The organism is Ruegeria atlantica, from assembly GCF_013033965.1.
Classification (GTDB): Bacteria; Pseudomonadota; Alphaproteobacteria; order Rhodobacterales; family Rhodobacteraceae; genus Ruegeria; species Ruegeria atlantica_D.
In genome coordinates this window covers 103,168-128,395 of record NZ_WQFE01000009.1, presented here as the reverse complement: position 1 = coordinate 128,395, position 25,228 = coordinate 103,168, and the positions used below count along the sequence as shown (strand labels likewise).

Here is a 25,228-nt window from a genome sequence, read left to right as displayed (position 1 = left end):
AGCGATTTGACGATATGCTATTCTGATGAGACACGGAGCCTCAATCGGAGGGCATCATGGCACCATTAGATACCAAGCCATCAGGCGCACCCAAGGGCGTCTGGAAGTCAGGTAAAGGCAAGGGGCGGCACACGCCCAAGGGCCGTCAGTTCACGGATGAGGCACAGGCTGAAATCGCTCGCCTGCTGGGCGATCGCCCGCGCCGTCGCGATCTGTTGATTGAATTCCTGCATTTGATTCAGGACGAACACAGCCATATCAGCGCCGATCACATCGCCGCGCTGGCGGTTGAGATGAGGATTGGCCAGGCTGAAATCTATGAAACAGCCACGTTCTATGCCCATTTCGATGTGGTGAAAGAAGACGAGGTGCCTCCGCCCGCGTTGACGATCCGGGTCTGCGATTCCCTGTCCTGCGAGATGGCCGGTGCCCAGCAGTTGCAAAAGGCGCTGGAAGACGGGCTGGATGCGTCTGAAGTCCGCGTTGTCCGCGCCCCGTGCATGGGTCGCTGTGACACTGCCCCGGTGCTGGAGATTGGTCACAACCATATCGACCATGCGACCCCCGAAAAGGTGCAGGCTGCGATCGCTGCTGGTGACACCCACGCCCATCTGCCCGATTACGAGACCTTCGCCGCATACGAGGCAAATGGCGGCTACGCCAAGCTGAAAGAACTGCGTGACGGCGGTGACTGGGAGAAGGTGCAGGAAGACATCCTGTCCTCGGGTCTGCGTGGTTTGGGTGGCGCTGGCTTCCCGTCCGGCAAGAAATGGGGCTTTGTTCGCATGAACGAAGGCACCCGCTATCTGGCCGTGAACGGCGATGAGGGCGAGCCCGGCACCTTCAAGGACCGGTACTATCTCGAGCGCACGCCGCACGTCTTCCTTGAAGGCATGCTGATCGCCGCCTGGGCGGTCGAGGCCGAGACCTGCTTCATCTATATGCGCGATGAATATCCGGCGGTTCTGGAAATTCTCCGCCGCGAGATCGCTGCGCTGGAACAGGCCGGGATCGTTGAACCCGGCTATATCGACCTGCGCCGGGGTGCCGGTGCCTATATCTGCGGTGAAGAATCCGCGATGATCGAGTCGATCGAAGGCAAAAAAGGCCTGCCGCGCCACCGTCCTCCGTTCGTGGCGCAGGTTGGGGTGTTTAACCGCCCGACCTTGGTGCACAACGTCGAGACGCTCTATTGGGTCACCAAGGTTTGCCGTGAGGGGCCTGAATGCCTCAACAGCACCGAAAAGAATGGTCGTAAAGGACTGCGCAGCTATTCGGTCTCGGGCCGGGTGGCGAAACCGGGTGTCTTCCTGCTGCCCGCGGGTTCGACCATTCTGGACGTGATCGAAGCCGCTGGTGGTATGGCCGAGGGCCAGACCTTCAAGGCCTATCAGCCGGGCGGCCCGTCCTCGGGCCTGCTTCCTGCGTCGATGGACGATATCCCTCTGGATTTCGACACGCTGCAACCGCATGGCACCTTCATTGGCTCTGCCGCCGTTGTGGTTCTGTCCGATCAGGATACCGCTCGCGACGCCGCGCTGAATATGCTGCGCTTTTTCGAGGATGAAAGCTGCGGTCAGTGTACCCCCTGCCGCGCGGGCTGCGAAAAGGCCGTGAAGCTGATGCAAGCCGATAAGTGGGATCAGGACCTGCTGAAGGATTTGTGTCAGGTCATGGGCGATGCTTCGATCTGCGGTCTGGGGCAGGCGGCCCCGAACCCGATCCGCCTTGTCATGAAACACTTCGCTGACGAAATCTGAGGGAGACAGAGCCATGCTTGATGCAAGCCCAAACAAGACCGTCACCTTCAACCTGAACGGCGAAGATGTCACCGTGCCCGAGGGCTGGACCATCTGGGAAGCCGCCAAGGGGCAGGGGTTCACGATCCCCCACCTGTGCCACAAGCCACAGCCGGGCTACAAACCCGACGGCAACTGCCGCGCCTGTATGGTCGAGGTGGAGGGCGAGCGCACTCTGGTCGCCTCGTGCATCCGTCCGGCGGCGGACGGTATGGTCGTCAAGACCGACAGCGACCGTGCCGAGAAGTCGCGCGCGATGGTCATGGAACTGCTTGTGGCCGACCAGCCCGAAGAGGCGCACGACACCTCCAGCCATTTCTGGGATATGGCCAAGCTGAACGATGTCAGCGACAGCCGTTTCCCGGCGAAAGAGGCCGAGAAGATTCCGCTGCTGGATGACAGCCACGTTGCGATGCGCGTCAATCTGGACGCCTGTATCAACTGCAACCTCTGCGTCCGGGCCTGCCGTGACGTGCAGGTCAATGACGTGATCGGCATGGCCGGTCGCGGACATACCGCGCAGGTGGTGTTCGACCAGAACGACCCGATGGGCGCATCAACCTGTGTTGCGTGTGGCGAATGCGTTCAGGCCTGCCCGACCGGTGCGCTGATGCCCGCCACTGTGCTGGATGAGAACCAGCAGGGTGACAGCAAGGACTACGATAGCGAAACCGAAAGCGTCTGCCCGTTCTGCGGCGTTGGCTGCAAGGTCTCGCTGAAGGTCAAGGACGGCAAGGTCAAGTATGTCGAGGGTATCAACGGCCCCGCAAACGAAGGCCGCTTGTGTGTCAAAGGCCGCTTTGGTTTCGACTATATCCACCACCCGCACCGCCTGACCAAGCCGCTGATCCGTCGTGAGGATGCGCCAGCAAAGGGCCTGAACGTCGATCCGGGTAATCTGTCGACCCATTTCCGCGAAGCGACATGGGAAGAGGCGATGGATCTGGCCGCCACTAAACTGAAAGCTCTGCGCGCTGAAGATCCGCGCTCGGTTGCAGGCTTTGGTTCGGCCAAATGCACGAACGAAGAAGCCTATCTGTTCCAGAAGTTCATTCGTCAGGGCTTCAAGCACAACAACGTCGACCACTGCACGCGTCTGTGTCACGCCTCTTCAGTGGCGGCGCTGATCGAAAACGTTGGTTCAGGAGCGGTGACCGCGACCTTCAACGAGGTCGAAAATTCGGACGTGGTTATCATCATCGGGGCTAACCCGATCGAGAACCACCCGGTTGCGGCGACTTACTTCAAGCAATTCACCAAACGCGGTGGCAAGCTGATCGTGATGGACCCGCGCGGCGTTGGTATGCGCAAGTTCGCAGACGAAATGCTGCAGTTCCGCCCCGGTGCCGATGTCTCGATGCTCAATGCGATCATGAACGTGATCGTCGAAGAGGAACTGTACGACAGCCAGTACATCCACCGCTGGACCGAGAACTGGGAAGCCGAGAAAGAGCACCTGCGGCAGTTCACGCCCGAGGCGATGGCGCCGATCTGTGGCATCGAACCGGATCAGTTGCGTCGCGTCGCGCGTACCTTTGCACAGGCCAAAGCCGGTCTGATTTTCTGGGGCATGGGTGTCAGCCAGCACATTCACGGCACCGATAATTCGCGCTGCCTGATCTCGCTGGCTCTGATGACCGGAAACGTTGGTAAACCCGGCGCGGGCCTGCACCCGCTGCGTGGCCAGAACAACGTGCAAGGCGCGTCTGACGCGGGTCTGATCCCGATGTTCCTGCCTGACTATCAGTCGGTCACCGATGACGGTATCCGGGCCAAGTTCAACAATGTTTGGAACTCAGACGACTTCTCGAACGAGAAAGGCCTGACCGTCACCGAGATCATCGATCAGGCGTATGCGGGCAACATCAAGGGCATGTATATTCAGGGTGAAAATCCGGCCATGTCCGACCCGGATGTGGGTCACGCACGCGATGCGCTGGCCAAGCTCGAGCTGATGATCGTGCAGGACATCTTCCTGACCGAGACGGCGAACTATGCCGACATCATACTGCCGGCATCGGCGCTGTATGAAAAGAACGGTACAGTGTCGAACACCAACCGTCAGGTGCAACGGGTGCGGCCCGCCGTGACCCCTCCGGGTGAGGCGCGTGAAGACTGGAAGATCACCGTTGAACTCGCGCAGCGCATCGGTCTGAATTGGGATTACACGGATGTGTCTCAGGTCTTTGCCGAGATGAAGCTGACCATGGCATCTCTGAACAACATCACCTGGGACCGTCTGGAGACCGAGACAATCACCTACCCGTCGCTCAGCGAGACCGATCCGGGTCAGGCGATTGTGTTTGGCGATGGATTCCCGCGTGCGGATGGCCGGGCCAAGTTCACCCCGGCCAGCGTCATCCCGCCGGATGAGGCCCCGGATGACGAATACCCGATGATTGCTACCACAGGGCGTCAGCTGGAACATTGGCACACCGGGTCGATGACTCGCCGCGCCAAGGTTTTGGATGCAGTTGAGCCTGAGGCGAACTGTTCGCTTAATCCCCGTACGTTGAAATTGATGGGGATCGAACCGGGCGAGATGATCCGATTGACCACCCGGCGCGGCTCGATTGAGATCATGGCGCGCGCTGATCGGGCAATTGCCGAGGATATGGTGTTCATCCCGTTTGCCTATGTCGAGGCGGCGGCGAACATCCTGACCAACTCGGCTATCGACCCCTATGGCAAGATCCCCGAATTCAAATTCTCGGCCATTCGCGTCGAAAAGATCGAAGACGCCATAGCAGCAGAGTAACACCACTACCATTCACCAAGCAGGATCAGGCGGCCCCGGGGCCGCCTTTTTCTTTCCTTGACAGCAGCTTACCTGCAGCCAACCCTGTCACCGGTCTTGGTGGAGGAGTTTTACATGGCACGCCGTTTCGTCGATCTGTCCGTTCCATTGGAAACCGGGATCGTCTCGGACCCGCCGATTATGTTGCCCGAAATCGAATATCTGACCCATGACCAGACCGCCAAACAGGTAATGTCCTTCTTTCCGGGTTTGAAAAAAGACGATCTGCCGGGTGGCGAGGGCTGGGCCATCGAACGCCTTCAGATCGCCACGCATAACGGCACCCATCTGGACGCGCCCTATCATCACCATTCGACCATGAATAATGGCGAGCGGGCGATCACCATCGACGAGGTACCACTGGAATGGTGCATGAACCCGGGCGTCAAACTGGATTTCCGCCACTTCGATGACGGCTATGTGGCGACCGCTGCCGATGTCGAAGCTGAATTGAAACGGATAGGCCACGAATTGCAGCCGCTGGATATCGTGGTCGTGAATACCTCGGCCGGTACACGGTACGGTCAACCGGATTACCTGATAAAGGGCTGCGGTATGGGGCGTGAGGCAACCTTATTCCTGACCGAGCGCGGAGTGCGAGTGACCGGAACCGACGCCTGGAGTTGGGACGCACCGTTTCCCTTGACCGCGCAGGAATATGCTGAGACCCAGGATGCGTCGATTATCTGGGAAGGGCACCGGGCCTCGATGGAGGTTGGGTATTGTCACATGGAAAAACTGACGAACCTTGAAACCTTACCACCCACCGGGTTCGAGATTTCCTGTTTCCCGTTCAAGATCAAAGGGGCCTCAGCCGGATTTATCCGCGCTGTTGCGGTCTTTGAAACCCAGGAAGGAGCACCTGATGCAACCGTCGCCTGAAACGCTGGCCGGACATGACGGCCCCTATGACGCTCCGCTTGAATTCCGCGGGTTCAAGGCGCGCCCTGAGTGGATCGATTATAACGGTCACATGAACGTGGGCTACTACGGTGTCGCCTTCGACAATGCGCTAGAATTGTTGATGGTGGACCATCTGGGTCTGGGTGAAGCACAGGTCAATGCGATGGGGCAGGGGCCTTACATTCTGCAATCCCACATGAATTTCCTGCGCGAAATACTGGAGGGCGAGGCCTTCAGTATCCGGTTCCGGCTGTTGGATGCAGATCACAAGCGCGGCCATTTTTTTGCGCAGATGGTGTCAGAAAAAGACGGAGCCGTCTGCGCCACGCAGGAAGCCTTGTTCATGAATGTCAGCCATACGACCGGGCGATCGGTTCCCTATCCGGATTGGGCGGTGGAACGGTTACAGCGTATGGTGAAGGACCATGCCGCGTTGGAACCAGCCGCTGAGGTCGGGCAGCAGATTGGCATCCGAAGAAAGTAACCTGAGGCTTTCTCAGTAGTCGCGCGAAAAGAAGATCCCAACCCCGGTTTCACCCCGGCCGTCAACGGTGCCTTTCACAGTGAAATTGTCCGTCACATCCAGGTTCAGGTTCACCTCAGTGTCGCCTTCGGTATTGACGGTGAAATCGGTGTAGAGGTTATCGCTCAGGTAAGCACCGGCACCCAACCGGCCTGCGCCACCTTCGGATACCCCGATATCCACTGTGTCAACGCCCGTCGAATCGCGCAGACCTTTGGTCGCGTCCCCGCCTGCGCCGCTGAGTTGCGCCAGTGAAGCGGCCATCTGAGCGATTACAAAAGGCGACAGTTCCGAGAAACGGTTGCCGAACAACAGCATTGCCAGTGCTTCCTCAGCCGGACGCTCTGGATCGGAGAAAACGTCGACCTCGGGTGAGTCCAGCGGTCCGGCGATTTCAATCGTTGCGGTGCCGTCCGACGTGCTGGTCGAGGATTCGAATTCGATATAGGGCGTCAGGTCCCCTTGCAGCGTGACAATACCCTTGGTCAGGGCCAGCCTGCGGCCCAGAATGTCAAAGCTACCACGGATCAGCTCAATCTGACCGGATGGTACGACCGAGGACGTGGTGCCGCCGATGTTTATTCTTCCGCCCAGTTCTGCGTTGACGCCCCGCCCGCGGACAAAAACGGCCTTCGGGGCCAAAAGGCTAACGTCCAGCGCGATACGGGAATCGCTTTTTGTACCGTCTTCTTTTTCGACCAGACCCGCGCGTTCACGGGTCACATAGCCCGCCCTGCTTTCATTGACGTGCACGATATCCGGGATTGGCGCCGCGCCCACGGCGCCTGACGCCGCCGCGAGGTTGATATTTGTCTCGTCAAAGGTGATCTGACCCGAGATTGAACTGTTACCAGCCAGCGCCCCCGTCATCGCAATCTGTCCGTTGAGCGTGGTTTCGTACAGCAGCTGATCGGTCAGTACAACGCTGTTTAAAGCTGTCGTGATATTGGCATTGAATGGCGGCGAAAGGTCTACGGGTCCGCTTACTGTGAAATTGCCACCCGCCCGTGGGCCGCCACTCAGGGAAATCGTGGCGCGACTGTTTGCCAATTGGACCGATCCGCTGATGCCTGTGATTGTTTGGCCCGCGCCGGGAACGGCCAGTGACGTGCCGGAGGTCGTGATCGACCCGGACAGGGATTCAAGCGCGGGTTTGCCTGACAGGGTCAGGTCATAACGGGCACTGCCATCGATCTTGTTCGGCGTGATGAAGATGTTGGCGATGCCAAGATTGACGCCGCCAACAGCCTTCATGTTCGCTTGTCCTGAGCTTTCATCGAATGTGCCCGAGACTTTACTGTTAATTTCGGCGGGTCCTTCGGCCTGCGCGTCAATTGTCCAGACGCCCTTGTTGCGCTTGGCATTACCATTGGCGGACACAGTACCAGGAAACTCAGGCGCAAAACGCTCGATCCGGTTGAATTTGGCGTCAAAGTCCAGATCCGCCGAACCGTCGCTGTCCACCGCCCCGGCAAGCTTGGCGTACGAGCTGTCGGGGCCGTTCAAATTGACGGTGCCTTCCACGCCAGAGGATGTTGGGGCGACATTTCCGTCCAGAGTCAGCGGACCGGACATCGTGTTCAACACCCGCGCCAGATCATCCAGCTTGACAGTGAAATCCAACCCGCCGGACTGACGGTCCATCTTGCCCGAGGCCGTCGCGGTTATGGCCGTGCCGTTCAGGCGGAACGTTTGGATATCCAGACCTTCTTCGCCGTTCTGCGCATCGACGGCCAAGGTTGTCTGACCTTGGATCAGTTTGTCCACGATCTCGATGCCGGTCTGAATGTTATTGGCATCCAGGTTGCCTTGAACGTCGAAGGCCCGGGTCGACACTGTGCCGTTGCCCTTTACGTTGGCCCTGACCGACCCGGCCAGATCGCGCCTTGCCAGGCCGGAAAACAAGGACAGGTTCGGCACGGTTAGCCGTGCTTGGCCATTTGCCGACAGATCGCGGGTGGGATCGTCTATCGTTGCCTGAACGTGCGCGGTCACGGCGCGCCCATTCACCGACGCGCTGCGGATCTCGATACTGTCTGCGGTTCTGGCACCGTCCCATTCAATCTCGGTTCTGCCCGTTAGCAGAGGGTCGATATCGGTCATTCCGGTCTTGATATTCTGACCAATTACACTGGCGGTACCGTCAAACTCCAGCGTTTGTAGCGCGCCTTTGCCGTTCACGGTTGCCTGCAGGGACCCACCGAGGTCGCGTTTTGCCAAACCAGAGAAGACAGTCAAATCCGATGCGTTGATCCGGGCTTGCCCATCAATCGTCAGGTTGCCGTCCGGGGTTGTTACCACGCCGCTGGCCACGGCCTTGGCGGCCTCACTGTCCAGATCGAATTCGCGGATCGTAATGCCGTCTGTGCCGCGGCTGGCGTCCAGAGTGATCGTGGTCTCTCCGGCAATTACCGGGTCGATATCGTCACGACCTGTAGACAAGTCGCGGCCTTGAACCACAACTTTGCCGTCAAAACTGCGCTCTAGCGGTGAACCTTTACCGGTCACGCTGGCCGAGACCTGCCCACCAAGATCCAGCTTGGCGAGGTCCGAAAAGCGCGACAGGTCGGTTGCGTCCAGCTTGGCCGTTCCGTCGACCGTCAAGCCGCTGGTCAGACCTGAGATCAGCGCGTCCAGCGCCAGAGTGTAATCAGACCCCACAAGCTCGAACCCCGAAAGGTTCAGGGACTGATCGCTGCTATAGTCGAACTGGCCATCAAGTGTGATCTGCTTACCTAACGCCGTGGTCAGCGCGTCATCGGCCATGTCCAGTCCGTCAACCACGGCTTGAACGTCACCATCGACCGTCAGAACGTCTCCTTGATCCAGGGTGCCCTGAGCGGTAATCCGGGCATCGCTCAACTTTGCCTGCGGAGATGAAAACTCGTTGGCTGTCAGGCTAAGGTCCCAAAGGTTGCCGTTCTGGCGGTCAAACAAGGCCGAAAGCTGCGCCGCCTTAATGGACGTGTCGCCGCCTGCAACCGGCAGAACGACGGCGTCCCCGTCCGGCGGCGTGATGCGCCCCTGCAGCGCAGCCAGTTGCAATGTGCCTCCTTCGCCCAGTTGCAACTCGCCCTTCAGGTCCAGCGCCTGTGTGGTAAGCTCCAGATCCGAGATATCCAGCGCGCCTTCTGGCTTGGTCTGACCATCCACGTAAAGCCGCGATTTTGGACCGAAGAACGGATCGACGTCCTCTCCCAGAAATGGTGTCAGGTCGCCATTCAGATCCGCGGTGAATGCGATGCCGTCCGCCGCTCCACCCTCGGCCGCCTGAAGCTGAACCTGCCCGGTAACGCGCATCTGGTTGTCGCTGCTCAGCCCGATATCTGCGGTAAAGTCAGTCAGGGGACCAGCGCCCTTGGCCGTCAGGCCAATCGGTGGGCTGTCAGGGATTTTCAGCGCGGTGGAAATCAGACCACCGGACGCCTCGTTCACCTGTAAATCCAGATTGATCTCCCTTGTTGAATTCTGGAAGCCAGCCGCCAGCTTGATCTCATCGCCCGCGCGGTCAAGTCGGATCACGTCCAGATTGGAGTCCAGCGCCCCATCCGCCAGCGTCAGGTTTCCCGTCACGCTCAGATCGGCGGCGACGCCAATCAGTGGCTCGCCAAGAGACAGGTCGTCCACGCGGATTTCACCGATTTCGATAGACACCGGCAGCTCGGGCAGTTGAAACGGCTGCGTCTCCGCCGAAGCAGGAGGCTCTTCCTTGGTTGTCGTTCCAGGAGCGCGAGCAATGTCGATCTCTTGCGCGGTCAAAGCGTTGACCGAGAACCGGCCTCTGATCAGCGCGAGGCGGTTCCAGTCAAGCTCGGCGTCCTTGATGGTCAGCCAGACGCCCTCATCGTCGGCAACGGTGATTTCCTCGATCGTCGCGCGGGCGCTCAGCGCGCCTTGCAGGCCCTTGACGGTCACGTTCTGGTCGTCACCCGACAGCGTGTCCTGCAGGAACCGCTCGAGCATGCTGCCGCCTTCTGCCTCCTGCGCGGCAAGTGGCAGAGGGGCAGACAGCATCAGCCCCGAGATCAATAACGGATATGCGCGACGTCCAATCAAAATGCTTGTCCGATCCCGATGTAAAACTGCAATCCGTCGCCGGTGTCACCCTGCACTGGGACGGCCAGATCCAGCCGCAACGGACCAAATCCGCCCAGATCATACCGGACCCCAAGCCCGGCACCCGCGTGATATTCTGCGCCGCTGCCGATGAATGAGGATGTGTCAACGGTACCGTAGTCATAAAATCCAACCAGGGATATGGCTTCGGTGACTTTGCCGCGCACCTCTGCAGAGAGACCTAGGAAAGATTTACCACCTGCAATACCGGTGCCAACAGGAACGCCAAGGCTTTCGTAGGGTTGGCCTCGAACCGTTCCGGCACCGCCTGAGAAAAACAGGAAGTCAGGCGTTACACCGTCCGGTGACGGTCCGAGCACCGATCCAAGTTGCACGCGGCCGGCCAGAACCAACCTGCCGCCCGTGCCCAAGCTGGTGTAGCCACGCCCATCAAAAAACATTCGAATGCCGCTTTCAGTTTCGGACAGACCGGCAAAGGGCGTGATCTGTGCGTCCAGATAAAAGCCGCGCGTTGCGCTGACCTTGCTGTCGCGCTCGTCCCATTCCGACCTTAGTGGAAGGATAAAATATCGAAACCTGCGGTCATCCCCATAAGCGTCGTCCGCACTGGACCATTGGAACCCGGCCGAGGCCTCAGCATATAGCCGGTCTGAGAATGTGCGCCGGGCCCCATAGGCCAGCGACGCAACGGTGACATTGTAGTTTTCGGTGTTTCGCCGTTCCAGCAGAGCGTTCCAGAACGTGTTGTCATCGGGACCAAGCCGGTCGGGCTGATCCAGACGCAGACCTATACGGCCGTCGATATCCTCGGCACCGCCAATATTGCGGACAGCCACTTCGAACCGCAGCCGTTCAGCACGCCGGAACACATTTCGATGCGTCCAGGTCGCGGTCACGTCTATCCCGTCACGCGATGCGATCTCGGCACCAAAGGTCAATTGGCGTTTTGGCAGATCTTCAAACGTGGCGTCGAAATCCAATGTGCCGTCGGGGTTAGGCGTTTCGCGTTCTTCAATCGAAACCACGTTAAAGGTGCCGGTTCGCCGCAGTCGTGTGCCGACCTTCTGGATTTTCTGGGGCGAATAAACCTCGCCTGCCGGAAATCCGGCGATCTTTTCAATCGACCGGTGGCGTACATCGGTGTCGCCCTTGATGAACATCTTGCCAAATCTCAGGCGCGGTCCGGGTTCAAGGTCGATCTCGGCATCCAGCTTGGCCTCAACATGGCGGGCAATGACTTTCTGACCTTCGACTTCGGCCTTGGCATGCCCGGCGTTGCGCCACCCCTGTACACCTGCGGATGCGGCCTGTTGGATGGCGCCGGTGGTCGCGAGCTTGCCGACTGCAAAATCCTCGGGCAGTACCGTTTCGGGCGCTACCGGCCGTACGATGGCTTCGCCGAAGGTGAACTTGGGGCCGGTGTTGACCGTGATAACCGCGCGGTTGATCTGGGCTGGTACGCTGAGAGAGCTGATATCAGCGGCCTCTTGGCCGTCCAGTTTGATGCTGACAACCGGGCTGAAATACCCTTCGTCGTAAAGAATCTGAACGAGTGTGCGATAATCAGAGAGCGCCGCCGACAGGATTTCAAGCGGAGTGTCCAACCCTCTGGATTCGGCTGTTGCAACCGAAGAGGTTTCCTCCATCCGCTCGACAAGCTCTTTTGAAGCACCCGGAGCCGTTAGGGAAGTTTCCAACGCGGCCAAAGCGGTCGGCAGGGTCATCACAATCGCGCCGAGAAGGCATCTCTTCAAAAAGGCGCGCGGCCTGCTCCCCGGCATCTGATAGCTCCAACTGCCCCAACTCGAAATCACATTCGCCGTTTGTGAAAAGCAACGGCTGATTAGTTTCAACTTAGAACATCAGAGGTCTTGCAGGAAAAGAGCAAATCCTGCGTCACGCGAATTTTGCGGAGTGTGTGATTGATCGGTTTCGGGATCAGGAACCAGCATTGCGGAACCAGCGGATGATTGCCTCGCGGTCCTCGGGTTCCATATATGTGACATTCGCTGGGGGCATCGCGTGGCTGACCCCCGCCTGCAGATAGATTTGCTGTGCATTGCGGGCGATGTCGCCTTCGGTTTCCAGCAACACGCCCTTGGGCGCCCACAAAATACCCTCCCAAACCGGCTCGCGTGCGTGGCACATGGAGCAACGTCCCAGAACGACATCATGAGCCTCTTCAAACCCATCTGCGGCGGCGTACTTCTGTTCAAATGGGGTCAGCGGCTGCGCCTCAGCCTCTTCCAGAGGTTTGTACATCGGGGCGGTGGACAGCCACATGATCGCAATGAACAACAGTGCCGTGACCAGCCATGTCCAGGTCGGATCGCCTGCCCGCGCGTGGCGCGTGTTGAAGTAGTGCCGGATGGTCACGCCCATCAGGAAGACCAGAGCCGCGATGATCCAGTTGTATTCGGTCGCAAAGGCCAGCGGGTAGTGGTTCGACAGCATCAGGAACACGACTGGCAACGTCAGGTAGTTGTTATGCGTCGAACGCAGCTTGGCGATCTTACCGTATTTCGGATCGGGTGTGCGCCCGTTCTTCAGATCGTCCACCACGATGCGCTGGTTCGGCATGATGATGAAGAAAACATTGGCTGTCATGATCGTGGCCGTGAAGGCACCTAGGTGCAGCATCATCGCACGACCGGTAAACACCTGATTGTAGCCCCAGCCCATAACAACCAGCAGCACAAACAGCAGCACCATCAGCAGGGTAGGACGTTCACCCAAACCCGACTTGCACAGGAAATCATAGATCAGCCAGCCGACGGTCAACGACGCCGCCGAGATCAGAATACCTTGCCACAGTGCCAAATCGGCTTTCTGCGCGTCGATCAGGTAAAGCTCCCCGCCGACCCAATAGACGATCATCAGCAATCCGGCGCCGCTGAGCCAGGTCGCATAGCTTTCCCATTTGAACCAAACCAAGTGTTCCGGCATCCGTTCGGGCGCAACCAGATATTTCTGGATGTGATAGAAACCGCCGCCATGCACCTGCCATTCCTCGCCATCCGCCGGGCCGGGGATGTCGCGGTTCAGGCCAAGGTCCAGCGCGATGAAATAAAATGAGGATCCGATCCAGGCAATAGCGGTGATGACGTGCAGCCAGCGCACGGCGAATGCCATCCAGTCCCAGAAAACGGCGAAGTCGTACATGAGAAAGCTCTCCGATTGGTTGCCGTCACACTAGGCAAAGGGTACTTTCTTCGGTATTCCCTGATATTGTCAAACTGTATCAAAAAAAACGAAAAGATGTCCTATCTAGACAACATCCGCACCTTTGTCAGGGTTTATGACCTTGGCAGCATGTCTGCCGCCGGGCGAGACCTGCGAATCTCGCCTGCAGTGACGTCGGCACGGATATCTCAGCTAGAAGATCATCTGGGCGTGCGCCTGTTTCAAAGGACGACGCGCAACCTTAGCCCGACGGAACAGGGGCGTGCGTTCTATCCCGGTGCTGTGGCCGTTCTGGATGCGGTGGACGATGCCGAAGCTCAGGTTGTCCATCTGACTGAGGCACCACGGGGATCGTTGTTCGTGGCAGCCCCGCTAGGGGTGGGGCGCAGGGTTTTGGCGCCACATGTACCTGATTTTCTGAAGGAATATCCCGAGATCGATGTGCGTTTGCGGTTGACTGACAGATCTGTTGATCTGACGACCGAGGGTCTGGATCTGGCCTTTTTCATCGGCCAGCCCGAAGACAGCACCCTGCGCATTCGCAAGATTGCCGACTGTCAGCGCGTTCTTTGTGCCGCTCCGGCTTATGTCGAACGCAGAGGCATGCCAGAAACGGGCGCGGACCTGGTATCGCAACGCCATGAATGTCTGAATCTGAGGTTTCCCGGTGCGACCGAATTTCAGTGGCAATTGGAAACGCCCGACGGTCCCAAGCGCTTCGCAGTCTCTGGTCGGTTTGAATGTGACGACGGTGACGTGCTGACAGACTGGGCGTTGTCAGGGCAGGGGATCGCGATGAAGCCGGTTTTTGAGGTGGCAGAACACCTCAGCTCAGGGCGTCTGGTTCGTGTCGCAGTCGAAACGCCACCGGTGTCTGTGCAAATGGCCTGCCTGTACACACATCGCCGCCATCAGGACCCCAAGGCGCGTTTGTTCATGGATTTCATGATTGCACGGATCGGCAAGGTCGTGCGTGGTTCGGAAATTGCTGACACCTAAAGCTGCCGCCTAGCGGCAGCCCTATCCCGAGGTTCAGCTGCCCCGGTAGGTCGAATAGCCGTAAGGGGAAAGCAGCAGAGGCACGTGATAATGTGCCTCGGCATCAGACATGCCAAACCGGATCGGTACCTGATCCAGAAACAGCGGGTCATCGGCAGCTTGACCCGATGCGCGCAGGTAGTCACCGGCGAAGAAAATCAGCTCATAGGTGCCGGTTTTGAACGAGTCCTGTGGCAGGATCGGGCTGTCAGTGCGCCCGTCCGAATTGGTCTCCATCTCGACGATTTTGCGGTGGGAATTCCCCGACACCCTATAGAGTGCGATTTTCAACCCTTCAGCCGGGCAGCCGCGCGCAGTGTCTAGAACATGGGTCGTCAGATAGCCAGCCACGGGTCTCTCCTTAGATATATCTTTTGCTTTGTCACAGTCTGGCGCAAAGTTTGACACAGTGGAAATGCCGAAAGAACCGGAAACAGCGTTCGGATTGATTTGATAATCATTGGCGTGTTTCTGGGGTAAGGCTATTCAAAAGATCAAGAATGGAAGATGCCATGCAGCCCCCTCGCTATCCTCGTGACATGATTGGCTACGGTGCCAACCCGCCAGACGCCAAGTGGCCGGGCGGTGCGAAACTGGCCGTTCAGATCGTGCTGAACTACGAAGAGGGCGGCGAGAATTGCGTGCTGCATGGTGATGCGGCGTCCGAGGCTTTCCTGTCTGAAATCGTGGGGGCCGCCCAATGGCCGGGCCAACGCCATTGGAACATGGAGTCGATCTATGAATACGGCGCGCGCGCCGGATTCTGGAGGTTGCACCGGTTGATGCAGGATCTGCCGATCACGGTCTACGGTGTCGCGACAGCTCTGGCCCGCTCGCCGGATCAGGTGGCTGCGATGAAGGCTGCGGGCTGGGAGATTGCCAGCCATGGCCTGAAATGGGTCGAACACAAAGACATGCCCGAAGATGAAGAGCGCGCACAGATTGCCGAGGCGATCCGCCTACATACCGAAGTCGTCGGGGAACGTCCGCGCGGTTGGTACACGGGGCGTTGTTCGGAAAACACTGCTCGTCTGGTGGCAGAAGAGGGTGGCTTTGCCTATGTGGCCGACACATATGCGGACGACTTGCCGTACTGGATGCAGACCGGTGGGCGGGATCAGTTGATCGTGCCCTATACACTGGATTGCAACGACATGCGCTTTGCCACACCGCAAGGCTTCAACGCGGGTGACCAGTTCTATTCTTACCTCAAGGACAGCTTTGATGCGCTTTACGCCGAGGGCGAGGCCGGAGCGCCCAAGATGCTGTCGATCGGTTTGCACTGCCGCCTGATCGGACGACCGGGCCGGGTGATGGCGTTGAAACGGTTTCTGGAATACGCGCGCGGCTTTTCCGATGTCTGGTTTGCGACACGGTTGCAGATCGCCGAGCACTGGGCAGAACATCATCCGGCGGTATCGCATCCGAAACCTACTCGGATGGATCGCGACGCGTTCGTAGCTGCGTATGGTGGCATCTTCGAGCATTCCGCCTGGATTGCCGAACGGGCGTATGAGTTGGAATTGGGACCCGCCCATGATACGGCAGGTGGGATGCACAACGCCCTGACCCGCATGTTCCGCTCCGCTTCTGCGGAAGAACGGATGGGCGTCCTAACCGCGCACCCGGATCTGGCCGGAAAGCTGGCGCAGGCCAAGCGATTGACGCAGGAAAGCACGTCCGAGCAAGCCTCAGCAGGGCTGGATGCTCTGACAGATGATGAGCGTGCGATGTTCACGAACTTGAATCAGAAATACACCGAGAAGTTCGGCTTTCCGTTCATCATTGCCGTGCGTGATCATGACAAGGCGTCGATCCTGCAGGCGTTTCAACGGAGGATCGAACAGGACTGGGACACCGAATTCGCTGAAGCGTGCCGTCAGGTCGAGCGGATCGCCGAATTCCGGTTGCGGGACGTTTTGCCCTCATGACAGTGCGCGTTACGACCGCGCCGCTGACGGCCACGGCATTTGCCCCGTTTGGGGATGTGATCGAAGTGACCGGGGATCCGGACAAGATCATCAATCAGGGGCAATGTGGCCGATATCACGACCTGGCGCGGCTGGATTTCACAGACGGGCGCGCAGGGATCAGCCTGTTCAATACTAACCCACGAGCATTTCCATACCAGCTGGACATGGTTGAGCGTCACCCTGACGGCAGTCAGGCATTCATCCCAATGACACAACGGCCGTTTTTGGTTGTCGTGGCCCCGGATGAGGGCGGGAAGCCGGGTCTTCCACAGGCGTTTGTGACCAGGCCCGGGCAGGGTGTGAACTATTTTCGCGGCACCTGGCATGGGGTGCTGACCCCTTTGCACGGGCCGGGACTGTTCGCCGTGATCGATCGGATTGGTGAGGGCTCAAATCTGGAAGAGTTCTGGTTCGATACTCCGTTTGAGATCATCGGGGGGTAGGGTGCTCCCGCCCGGACCCAGCGCATCAAAGATGCTTGAGACCTGTTGGGCCAGGCAGCGCGCGGGCAAGCCCGCTCGCTGCGTCCGCGCAAAGTCAGCTATCTGTCATTAGCCGGGCAACGTCCAGCATACGCGCTGAAAATCCCCATTCATTGTCATACCAGCCGAACACGCGGACCTGATGCTCTCCGACCATTCGCGTCTCGGGGCCCGCAACAACCAGTGACTCTGGACGCGTTCGCAGGTCTGACGAGACCAGAGGGGATTCCGTCCACCCCAGCACGGGCGATGCCTGAACAGCCGTGCGCAGCTCGGTGTTGAACAACTCAGGCGACATGCCACGTTCCAGCGTTACCACCAGATCAATGGCGGATACGCTGGCCGTTGGGACTCGTACTGCAGCACCCGAGATCCGACCAGCGAGATGTGGCATGACGTCGTCGATCAGGTGGGTCGCGCTGGATGTGGTTGGCACCATCGACAGTGCGCCTGCACGCGAACGGGCCAGATCACCGCGTGGCGCGTCGATCATGGGTTGGCTGTTCGTGTAGCAGTGGATTGTAGTCATGTGGGCAGACGCGATCCCGCCGATTTGATCCAGCACTTTCACCAGCGGAGCAAGCCCGTTGGTCGTACAGGATGCATTGGACACGATACGCGCGTTGCCCAACTGGTCTTCGTTGGCGCCCAGAACAATAGTGATTTCGGTTGCGGGTGAAGGGCCCGAGATCAGCACCTTTCTAGCCCCGGCAGTCAGGCCCTGGCTTGCTACGTCCGAGGTTCGGGCAACACCGGTGCAATCCATCAGAACGTCGACACCGGACAGATCGACATGCGCCAGATTGGGACTGTGCGTCATTGGGATAGTGCGCCCATCGACTAGGATTGCAGCGTCGCCCTGTTCTACCGCTCCGGCGTAGGGGCCGAACGTGCTGTCATATTTGAACAGGTAGGCGCAGGTTTCAAGCGGGGCGATGTCGTTGATCAGAACCAGTTCGACATCCGTGACCTGCGGCAAAGCCAGCAGCTGCCGCAGGATCGTGCGGCCAATACGGCCGAATCCGTTGATTGCAAGTTTCATGCGCTAGCTATGGCAGCGTGATGCCGATAGCTCAATGCCCGTTCTGACCCGTGGTCAGTTGCAGCTGACTTGAGAAAAGAACTGGCCCGAAATGTTCTGGTACATGCTGGCGACAATCGGCTTGCATCCGGTTGCTTGCTGAATGGCCGCGATGGCCTGAAGGGTGCGCAGGCGGGGCGGAGGGCCAAAGGGATTCAGGTTATTGTTGTCACGGGTCGCGCGGTACATGACCGGAGCGTCCGAGACCTGTGTTACAGCCCAAGTACGGCTCAGGACAGTCACCTGCTTGGTTTCTTCCTTTGCCGCTACAGGCGTTGCATCAAATGCCGTCAAACCAATTGCAGCTGCCAGTGCCAGCATCGTTACACGCAGTACCATTGAACAATCTCCAGTGCTAAAAACCGCTGTCATTTCACCAGATTCACGGGGTTCTGTGAACCCCTGGCCGAAAAAAAGCGTTTAAAAGCCTAGCGTTTGGACAACGTCAGCGGCATGTGCCGGTTCACATCCTTGTAAAGCAGATAGCGAAAACGCCCCGGCCCACCCGCATAGCATGCCTGCGGGCAAAAGGCGCGCAACCACATGTAGTCGCCGGCTTCGACCTCGACCCAATCCTGATTCAACCGATAGACGGCCTTGCCTTCAAGCACATAGAGCCCGTGCTCCATGACATGAGTTTCCGCGAAGGGAATCACGCCGCCAGGTTCGAAATTGACGATATTGACGTGCATGTCATGGCGCAAATCTTGCGGGTCAGCGAAACGGGTTGTGGACCAGCGCCCTTCGGTGCCGGGCATCTGGACGGGTGATACATCCCGCTCATTGGTGATGATCGGGTCGGGCGCGGGTAGGCCGGGAACGGCCTCGTAAGCTTTGCGAATCCAATGGAATCGCGCGGTTTTTTCGGCACGGTTGTGCAGGGTCCAATCCGATCCCGACGGGATATAGGCGTATCCGCCGGTATCAAGGAGGTGTACAGCGCCATCTAATGTCAGGGTAACTTCGCCTTCGACAATAAAGAGAACGCCTTGCGCCTGAGGATCGGTTTCAGGGTGATCGCTGCCGCCGCCGGGTTGAACTTCCATGATGTATTGCGAAAACGTTTCGGCAAATCCGCTGAGGGGCCGGGACAGGACCCAAAGGCGCGTGCCTTCCCAGAACGGCAAGTTGCTGGTGACGATGTCACGCATGGTGCCTTTTGGGATCACCGCATAGGCGTCGGTAAACATGGCGCGGTCGGTCAACAACTGGTCTTGTCCGGGGTGTCCGCCTGTGGGCGCGTAGTAGGAGGGCTGTGCCATTTTATGCCTCTGGTTCGTGTTTGAGGCACTATGAGGGGATTGGCGCGACGGGCCTAGCGCCCGAGTCGCGATAGGTTTGTTCGGTATTATTTGAAGGTCGGCCAGCGGGGCTTGGCCCCCGTCCCCCGGCGGTATAGTCTTGAGGTCAAACTTATTTCAGCAAGGCGAGAAGATCATGAAAGCCTGGATTTCCCCCCTGATTGCAGCGGCCCTTTTGATTGGCGCAAGTTCATTGGCTCAGGCCAAGTCACTTTCGAGAATCATCGCGGAAATGGGGCTGAGCCCCGAGGACTATAGCGTCGTTAACGACACGACCAATGCGATGCTGGCAGATGGAACACCGCAGGTCGGAACTGAGCGCACTTGGTCTAATAGTGACACGGGGTCAAAGGGCACTGTCCGGGTGCGCGAGGTCCGGGACAATTGCGTGCATCTTCAACATTTCATAGTTCCCGCAGGTGCTGATCAATCGCGTGAAGTCAGAACCCGCAACTGCCGGGATGCCAACGGGAACTGGGTTCTGACGCCTTGAATTTGACTCAGTAACCGCGCGCGCGATCTACCTCGTGCAGCAAGGGCGTTCCTGCGGACAGGCGCTGGAAATTATCGGCCACGTCGGCCAGTGCTTCCCCCAGATGCCAGCCCGACACATGCGGGGTGATCGTGACACAGGGATGTGTCCAAAGCGGGCTGTCTGTGGGCAAAGGTTCCTTGCTGGTTACGTCTAAAACAGCGTGGCCGGGCGTTCCTTGATCCAGCGCCTTGATCAGCGCGTCTTCATCAATCAGATCACCGCGCCCGGCGTTCAGTAACTGACTGCCGGGTTTCATTACCGCCAACATTTGTGCGTCGAACAACCCGATGGTTTGCGGTGTGGATGGCAGAATGGCGCAGACATGGTCACATTGGCCCAGCAGCACTGGCAGCGCATCCTCGCCGTGCAGGCAGGTCACGCCTTCGATCTCTTTCGGGGACCGGCTCCACCCCATGACCTGAAATCCAATGGCGCGCAACATCTTGGCGCTGCGGGCGCCGATATGACCCAGTCCCAACACGCCAACAACTGTGTCTGGAGTGAAAACCGGCGCTTTGGGCAACCATTCTGAATTGCGCTGCGCGGCCTCGTGAAACGCCATGTTTCGTTGACGGTGAAGGATATAGGCGACGAACCACTCGGCGATTCCCTGCGCCGGCGCATCGGGCTTGAGTCGCGCGATCCGGACGTGTTCCGGCAGATGCGGATTGCTGACAATCGTTTCAACACCCGCGCCCAGCTTCTGCACCAGTTGCAGGTTTGGCAGTCGTTTTGGGTGGTCGTTGCTCAGGCCGACAACAGCGACCATGGATATTTCGCTAGTATCTCCAATCGTATCCGGCGTGCGCACATCCGCGCCAGGGAGCATTTTCCGGATCGTATCGGCAATTTCCGCATCGCTTATCCAGTCAGACAGCCCGGTTTCGATCAGCAGCGCCATGAATCACCCCCGCAGTTTCAATTGATTGAATTGACGTCCCGTCACATAGCTAGACATCGTGTCGGCAGCTAAGTCATTCTCTGGTCAAAGGTAAAGCCCGCTCTTTGAGCCCGAGGAGGAAAGCTCATGAACATGTCATTCGGCCTGCGCGAAGAAAACCGCGCGCTGCTGCAACGCGTGGCAGATATGATCCGGGATGAGATCATGCCGCTTGAAGAAGAATATCAGGCCGAAATCGACAAGGGTGATCGCTGGGCATACACCGAGCGACAGGCGGAAATCCTCGAAGGGTTGAAAGCAAAAGCCAGGGCAGCAGGTTTGTGGAACTTCTGGCTGACCGACAGCGACAAAGGTTTTGGTCTGAGCACCGTGGAGTATGCCTATTTCGCGGAAGAGATGGGCAAGACGCCCCTCGGGGCCGAGGTATTCAACTGCTCCGCCCCCGATACTGGCAACATGGAAGTGTTCGAGCGCTATGGAACGGACAAGATGAAAGAGCAGTGGCTGAAACCGTTGCTGAATGGCGACATTCGGTCGGCATATCTGATGACCGAACCCGATGTGGCGTCATCGGATGCCACAAACGTGTCGATGTCCTGTGTGCGGGACGGGGACGACTATGTTCTGAACGGTGAAAAATGGTGGTCGTCGGGGGCGGGTGACCCGCGCTGCAAGGTCTATATCGTCATGGTCAAAACGGCGGGCGACGAGCAACCCAAGCACAAGCGGCAATCGATGATCGTTGTGCCTGCCGATGCGGCGGGAATTGAGGTTCTGCGACCGATGCAGGTGTATGGCCACGATGATGCTCCGCACGGACACATGCATATTCGTTTTACCAACGTTCGGGTGCCCGCAGAGAATATCCTGTTGGGCGAAGGGCGCGGATTCGAGATTGCTCAGGGGCGGCTTGGCCCGGGTCGCATTCACCACTGCATGCGTGCAATCGGACAGGCTGAATCGGCGCTGAAGCAGATGTGCAAACGTTCGATGCAGCGCGAGGCATTCGGCAAGAAGTTGGCGCAGCTGGGGGCCAATTACGATATCATCGCCGAGTGCCGGATGGAGATCGAGATGGCGCGCCTGCTGTGCCTGAAGGCCGCTTGGTACATGGATCAGGGCGACGCCCGTGCCGCAGCCCCATGGATCAGCCAGATCAAGGTCGTTGCCCCGCGGGTGGCGCTGAAGGTCATTGATGAAGCTGTTCAGATGTTCGGTGGACAGGGGGTCAGCCAAGACACTCCGTTGGCTACGGCATGGACGCATGTGCGTACTTTGCGTTTGGCGGATGGGCCGGATGCGGTGCACCGTCGTCAGGTGGCGCGGGCTGAACTGAAGAAGCATACTCAGGAAAATGTCTGAGGTCTGAAATGGTGCTGAAACCGGATCTGAATGAGCACGCCTATTTCCATGTTCGGGCGGACGGAGCTTTTGTAGGCAACGACCCCGCACGCGGACCCTGGTCTGCGGAACATTGCCATGCCGGTCCGGTGGCCGGGCTGATCGTGCGTGCGGCTGAGACCGAGGTTGGGTCGGAAAAGATGCTGACACGGCTGACGGTGGACCTGTTGCGCCCCCTACCGTTGGCGGGTCTGCGTGTGGCAGCGGAAACCACGCGCCATACCAAGACGTTGGCTACAACGCGTGTTACGGTGCACGATCTGGACGATACACTGTGCGCCACGGCAACCACAATGCACATGGTGCGGCGTGATTTGGGGCCGGTTCCCAACGTCACGCTGTCGACGCCCGAGCTTGAGAACGCTGTGACAGGCCCGTTCCCAATTGGCGAAACACGCCACGACCTGCCGGGGTTCGCAAACCACTCGGATATTCTCTACCCCAAGGGCGGTAACCAGAAAGCGGGCCCAAAGACGATCTGGATGCGCACACCGACATTGTTGGAAGGCGAGGTGCAATCACCAATTCAGGCGCTTTGCCCACTGGCGGATTGCGGGAACGGGATTTCGTGGAATGCCCCGACGTCCGAGATGGGGTTCATGAACACGGACCTGACGGTGCAGATCCACCGCGAACCCACATCAGAGTGGCTCGCCTCTCAATCGGTATCCCATTGGCAACCGTCGGGAATAGGAATGTCGCAATCAGTTCTGTTTGATACGGAAGGCCCGATCGGAACAGCGTTGCAGACTCTGGTTCTGTTTCCGCCCAGGTGACCGGTTTGGCCGGTTCTTGCAATTGAACGATAAACAAAGTTGCCGTGCACGGGCCAAGCCCCTATCTTCCGCCTATGCGATGGCTCATACCCCTTCTTTCGTGTTGCCTGCCGGTTCCGGCACTGGCTCATCCGCACGTCTTTATCGACACGGGGCTGGAATTCATTGTGGACGAAAGCGGTAAGCTGACCCACGTCAGGGTGACGTGGGCATATGACGAGCTTTTTTCGTTGTTTCAATTGGAAGACATGAAGCTGGACCAGGATTCTGATGGCATCCTGACCGAGAGCGAAGAACAGTTTCTCTCCGGTTTTGATGCCCAATGGGTCGAAGGATATAACGGCGATCTCGTGGTGTTCGCTGATGGCGCGCCGGTCGTATTGTCGAGACCGATGGAAGCCAAAGCCACCACCGAGGATGGACGCATCGTGACTACCCATCTGCGTGCTGTGGAAGGGGACGGGGTGCCCGCAACCGCCGTTCTCGCAAAAGCCTATGATGAATCCTACTACACAGCTTATGAAGTGACTCGCCCGGTTACAGTGTCCGGGCCAGCCGCTTGTCAGATCAGCCGGATTGATGCGGATATTGATGGGCAACTGGCGCAAATGCAGGCATTTCTGCTGACCCTTGATGCCGATTATGACCTTGAGGAAAACGATATCCCGCTGGTCGGGGAAAACTTTGCGTCCGAGATCCGCCTTTCATGTCCAAGTACCTGATTGTTCCTGTCGCCATCGCCGTTGGTCTGTTGCTGTGGTTTTGGGGCAGCGGTGGCTTTGACCATTTGGCTGCTTGGGCTGCTGGTGAGCAGCGAGAATTCCAGAACCAGATCGCCCGTGCTTTGCGTGCCGCACGTGCGGAACAGCCCGAGGCCGTGGCAACGCTGCTGACAGTCTGTTTTGCTTATGGCTTTTTTCATGCCATCGGTCCTGGCCACGGCAAAGTACTGATCGGCGGTTACGGGCTGGGTCGCAACGTTGCCTTTCTGCGCCTGTCCGCGATCAGCTTGTTGTCCAGCCTGGGGCAGGCGGTGACGGCAGTGGTTCTGGTCTATGCCGGGGTACTGGTGTTCCAAATGTCGCGGGAAAGCCTTATCGGTGCCACCGAACAGGTTATGGCCCCGATCAGCTATGGCGCCATCGCGGCGATTGGGTTGTGGTTGATCTTTCGGTCCATTCGCAGCTTTGCGAAACGTCAGCGCAGCGAAAAACTTCGCCATCATAACCATGACCACTATCACGACCATAGCCACGACCACGACCATGATCACGAAGTCTGCGCCGATTGTGGGCACCGCCACGGCCCCACAGCCGAAGAGGTGGCTCAAGTCGGCAGCCTGCGCGAGGCCGCGGTGCTGATCGCAGGAATTGCCGCACGCCCTTGTACCGGTGCTTTGTTCGTGCTGATCCTGACCTGGCAAATGGGCATCGCAATGGTTGGCATTGCCGGGGCTTTCGCGATGGCGCTGGGCACAGCAACCGTCACGACTTTGGTAGGGTGGACGTCGTTCGGACTACGTGGGGGGCTTCTGGCCTCGGCTTCGGCGACGCGATTTGCTTCGATCCTGGCTCCGACGATTGAGCTGGTTGCGGGACTGCTGATCGCCGTGATCGCAAGCGGTTTGCTGCTGCGTGCGATTTAGTCGAAGACCGGCTCCGGATACCCAACCCGTGCCAGATACAGACCTTGTGGCGGGCATACCGGCCCGCAGGCGGCGCGATCAACAGCCTCAAGTGCGTCCCGCACATCTTCGGGCGACCATGCGCCTGCGCCGACACGTTCCAGTGTTCCGACAAAGCTGCGCACTTGGTTGTGCAGGAATGACCGGGCGCGGACGTGGAAGTGGATCTCTGGCCCGGAAAAGCCCTCGACTTCCTCGATCCGCAACTCATCCAGCGTTTTGAGCGGGCTTGCGGCCTGACAAATCGAGGATCTGAACGTGGTAAAATCATGCCGCCCGATCAGCATATCCGCGCCCGCCTGCATCGCGCTGGCGTCCAACTGATGATTAATCTGCCAGACCTGCCCGGCTTCGTGGGTCGCCGGGGCGCGGCGCATCAGGATGCGAAACAGGTACTGCCGTTCCAACGCAGAAAATCGTGCGTGCCAGTCATGATCCACCAGTGCGGCCTTAACGATGGCCACGGGTTGCGGCTTAAGGTGATAGTTCAGCGCCTCGGACAAACGGAAAGGGTCCCAATCCTTGATCAGATCACAATGCGCGACCTGTCCCAAGGCGTGCACACCAGCATCCGTGCGCCCGGCCGCTGCGATGGTGTGATCGCCGGGTTGAATGCGTGAAAGAGCTTGCTCGATTGCGCCCTGAACGGAAGGCAAATCCTTTTGCCGCTGCCATCCGGCAAACGGTTCTCCCTGGTATTCGACTTTTAGCGCGTATCTAGGCATGCGCTGCTGGTAGCGTGCCGCGTCGCAACGGGCAAGAGCGGGAAAGCGC

The 25,228-nt window shown here is 58.7% G+C and carries 21 protein-coding genes; 12 read left to right on the top strand and 9 right to left on the bottom strand.

What is annotated here, in order from left to right:
• The first annotated feature begins 56 nt into the window (after positions 1-56).
• The 4 genes from GOW16_RS16095 (at position 57) to GOW16_RS16080 (ending at position 5,983) form a co-directional block, all read left to right on the top strand.
• The gene (locus GOW16_RS16095) at positions 57-1,760 is read left to right on the top strand and encodes an NAD(P)H-dependent oxidoreductase subunit E (RefSeq protein WP_170416832.1); all 1,704 of its coding nucleotides are present in this window, start codon (positions 57-59) and stop codon (positions 1,758-1,760) included.
• A gap of 13 nt (positions 1,761-1,773) precedes the next feature.
• Positions 1,774-4,557, top strand: a complete 2,784-nt coding sequence (gene fdhF / locus GOW16_RS16090) for a formate dehydrogenase subunit alpha (RefSeq protein WP_170416830.1) — start codon at positions 1,774-1,776, stop codon at positions 4,555-4,557.
• A 114-nt stretch (positions 4,558-4,671) separates the two neighbouring features.
• Complete coding sequence (locus tag GOW16_RS16085) at positions 4,672-5,478, top strand: cyclase family protein (protein ID WP_170416828.1); 807 nt, start codon at positions 4,672-4,674, stop codon at positions 5,476-5,478.
• Positions 5,462-5,983 carry a thioesterase family protein gene (locus GOW16_RS16080; RefSeq protein WP_170416826.1) on the top strand — a complete coding sequence of 174 codons (522 nt, stop codon included), beginning with the start codon at positions 5,462-5,464 and terminating at the stop codon, positions 5,981-5,983. The genes GOW16_RS16085 and GOW16_RS16080 overlap by 17 nt, the downstream gene beginning before the upstream one ends.
• Before the next feature lie 12 nt (positions 5,984-5,995).
• Here GOW16_RS16080 and GOW16_RS16075 read toward each other — a convergent pair whose 3' ends face one another.
• From GOW16_RS16075 to GOW16_RS16065, 3 genes are all read right to left on the bottom strand, one after another.
• Positions 5,996-10,078 (bottom strand): translocation/assembly module TamB domain-containing protein, encoded by a 4,083-nt coding sequence (locus GOW16_RS16075; protein WP_254429811.1) that lies wholly within the window; start codon positions 10,076-10,078, stop codon positions 5,996-5,998.
• Positions 10,075-11,823 carry an autotransporter assembly complex protein TamA gene (locus GOW16_RS16070; RefSeq protein WP_254429810.1) on the bottom strand — a complete coding sequence of 583 codons (1,749 nt, stop codon included), beginning with the start codon at positions 11,821-11,823 and terminating at the stop codon, positions 10,075-10,077. Before GOW16_RS16070 ends, GOW16_RS16075 begins: the two co-directional genes overlap by 4 nt.
• 214 nt (positions 11,824-12,037) lie before the next feature.
• Positions 12,038-13,261 (bottom strand): urate hydroxylase PuuD, encoded by a 1,224-nt coding sequence (locus GOW16_RS16065; RefSeq protein ID WP_113791601.1) that lies wholly within the window; start codon positions 13,259-13,261, stop codon positions 12,038-12,040.
• A gap of 96 nt (positions 13,262-13,357) precedes the next feature.
• On the opposite strand from GOW16_RS16065, the gene GOW16_RS16060 reads away from it, so the two are divergent.
• The gene (locus tag GOW16_RS16060) at positions 13,358-14,281 is read left to right on the top strand and encodes a LysR family transcriptional regulator (RefSeq protein ID WP_170416822.1); all 924 of its coding nucleotides are present in this window, start codon (positions 13,358-13,360) and stop codon (positions 14,279-14,281) included.
• Between the two features lie 33 nt (positions 14,282-14,314).
• Here GOW16_RS16060 and uraH read toward each other — a convergent pair whose 3' ends face one another.
• Complete coding sequence (gene uraH, locus GOW16_RS16055; protein ID WP_170416820.1) at positions 14,315-14,671, bottom strand: hydroxyisourate hydrolase; 357 nt, start codon at positions 14,669-14,671, stop codon at positions 14,315-14,317.
• A 161-nt stretch (positions 14,672-14,832) separates the two neighbouring features.
• On the opposite strand from uraH, the gene puuE reads away from it, so the two are divergent.
• Together puuE and GOW16_RS16045 are read left to right on the top strand one after the other, a co-directional pair.
• On the top strand, positions 14,833-16,251 hold the full coding sequence (gene puuE, locus GOW16_RS16050; RefSeq protein WP_170416818.1) for an allantoinase PuuE: 1,419 nt from the start codon (positions 14,833-14,835) through the stop codon (positions 16,249-16,251).
• Complete coding sequence (locus tag GOW16_RS16045; RefSeq protein WP_170416816.1) at positions 16,248-16,736, top strand: ureidoglycolate lyase; 489 nt, start codon at positions 16,248-16,250, stop codon at positions 16,734-16,736. The genes puuE and GOW16_RS16045 overlap by 4 nt, the downstream gene beginning before the upstream one ends.
• A gap of 94 nt (positions 16,737-16,830) precedes the next feature.
• Here the strand turns inward: GOW16_RS16045 and GOW16_RS16040 are convergent, their stop codons facing one another.
• The 3 genes from GOW16_RS16040 to GOW16_RS16030 form a co-directional block, all read right to left on the bottom strand.
• The gene (locus GOW16_RS16040; RefSeq protein WP_170416814.1) at positions 16,831-17,817 is read right to left on the bottom strand and encodes a type I glyceraldehyde-3-phosphate dehydrogenase; all 987 of its coding nucleotides are present in this window, start codon (positions 17,815-17,817) and stop codon (positions 16,831-16,833) included.
• A gap of 54 nt (positions 17,818-17,871) precedes the next feature.
• Entirely contained in the window at positions 17,872-18,195 is a 324-nt protein-coding gene (locus GOW16_RS16035; protein WP_170416812.1) for a hypothetical protein, read from the bottom strand.
• A gap of 89 nt (positions 18,196-18,284) precedes the next feature.
• Positions 18,285-19,118 (bottom strand): bifunctional allantoicase/(S)-ureidoglycine aminohydrolase, encoded by an 834-nt coding sequence (locus GOW16_RS16030; RefSeq protein ID WP_170416810.1) that lies wholly within the window; start codon positions 19,116-19,118, stop codon positions 18,285-18,287.
• Positions 19,119-19,293: 175 nt separating this feature from the next.
• On the opposite strand from GOW16_RS16030, the gene GOW16_RS16025 reads away from it, so the two are divergent.
• The gene (locus GOW16_RS16025; protein ID WP_170416808.1) at positions 19,294-19,650 is read left to right on the top strand and encodes a hypothetical protein; all 357 of its coding nucleotides are present in this window, start codon (positions 19,294-19,296) and stop codon (positions 19,648-19,650) included.
• A 7-nt stretch (positions 19,651-19,657) separates the two neighbouring features.
• On the opposite strand, the gene GOW16_RS16020 is transcribed toward GOW16_RS16025, so the two are convergent.
• The gene (locus tag GOW16_RS16020) at positions 19,658-20,593 is read right to left on the bottom strand and encodes a 2-hydroxyacid dehydrogenase (protein ID WP_170416806.1); all 936 of its coding nucleotides are present in this window, start codon (positions 20,591-20,593) and stop codon (positions 19,658-19,660) included.
• A 126-nt stretch (positions 20,594-20,719) separates the two neighbouring features.
• Between GOW16_RS16020 and GOW16_RS16015 the strand changes: the two genes are divergently transcribed.
• The 4 genes from GOW16_RS16015 to GOW16_RS16000 all read left to right on the top strand — a co-directional run bounded on the left by GOW16_RS16015 (position 20,720) and on the right by GOW16_RS16000 (position 24,415).
• Positions 20,720-21,955: an acyl-CoA dehydrogenase family protein gene (locus GOW16_RS16015; RefSeq protein WP_170416804.1), complete on the top strand. Its 1,236-nt coding sequence runs from the start codon at positions 20,720-20,722 to the stop codon at positions 21,953-21,955.
• An 8-nt stretch (positions 21,956-21,963) separates the two neighbouring features.
• Positions 21,964-22,770, top strand: coding sequence for a thioesterase family protein (locus tag GOW16_RS16010; protein WP_170416802.1), 807 nt, complete (start codon positions 21,964-21,966; stop codon positions 22,768-22,770).
• 74 nt (positions 22,771-22,844) lie between these two features.
• Complete coding sequence (locus GOW16_RS16005; RefSeq protein ID WP_170416800.1) at positions 22,845-23,492, top strand: DUF1007 family protein; 648 nt, start codon at positions 22,845-22,847, stop codon at positions 23,490-23,492.
• The gene (locus tag GOW16_RS16000) at positions 23,477-24,415 is read left to right on the top strand and encodes a nickel/cobalt transporter (protein ID WP_170416798.1); all 939 of its coding nucleotides are present in this window, start codon (positions 23,477-23,479) and stop codon (positions 24,413-24,415) included. The genes GOW16_RS16005 and GOW16_RS16000 overlap by 16 nt, the downstream gene beginning before the upstream one ends.
• Here GOW16_RS16000 and truA read toward each other — a convergent pair.
• Positions 24,412-25,179 carry a tRNA pseudouridine(38-40) synthase TruA gene (gene truA, locus GOW16_RS15995; RefSeq protein WP_170416796.1) on the bottom strand — a complete coding sequence of 256 codons (768 nt, stop codon included), beginning with the start codon at positions 25,177-25,179 and terminating at the stop codon, positions 24,412-24,414. The two genes, GOW16_RS16000 and truA, sit on opposite strands and share 4 nt — an antisense overlap.
• Between the last annotated feature and the right edge of the window lie 49 nt (positions 25,180-25,228).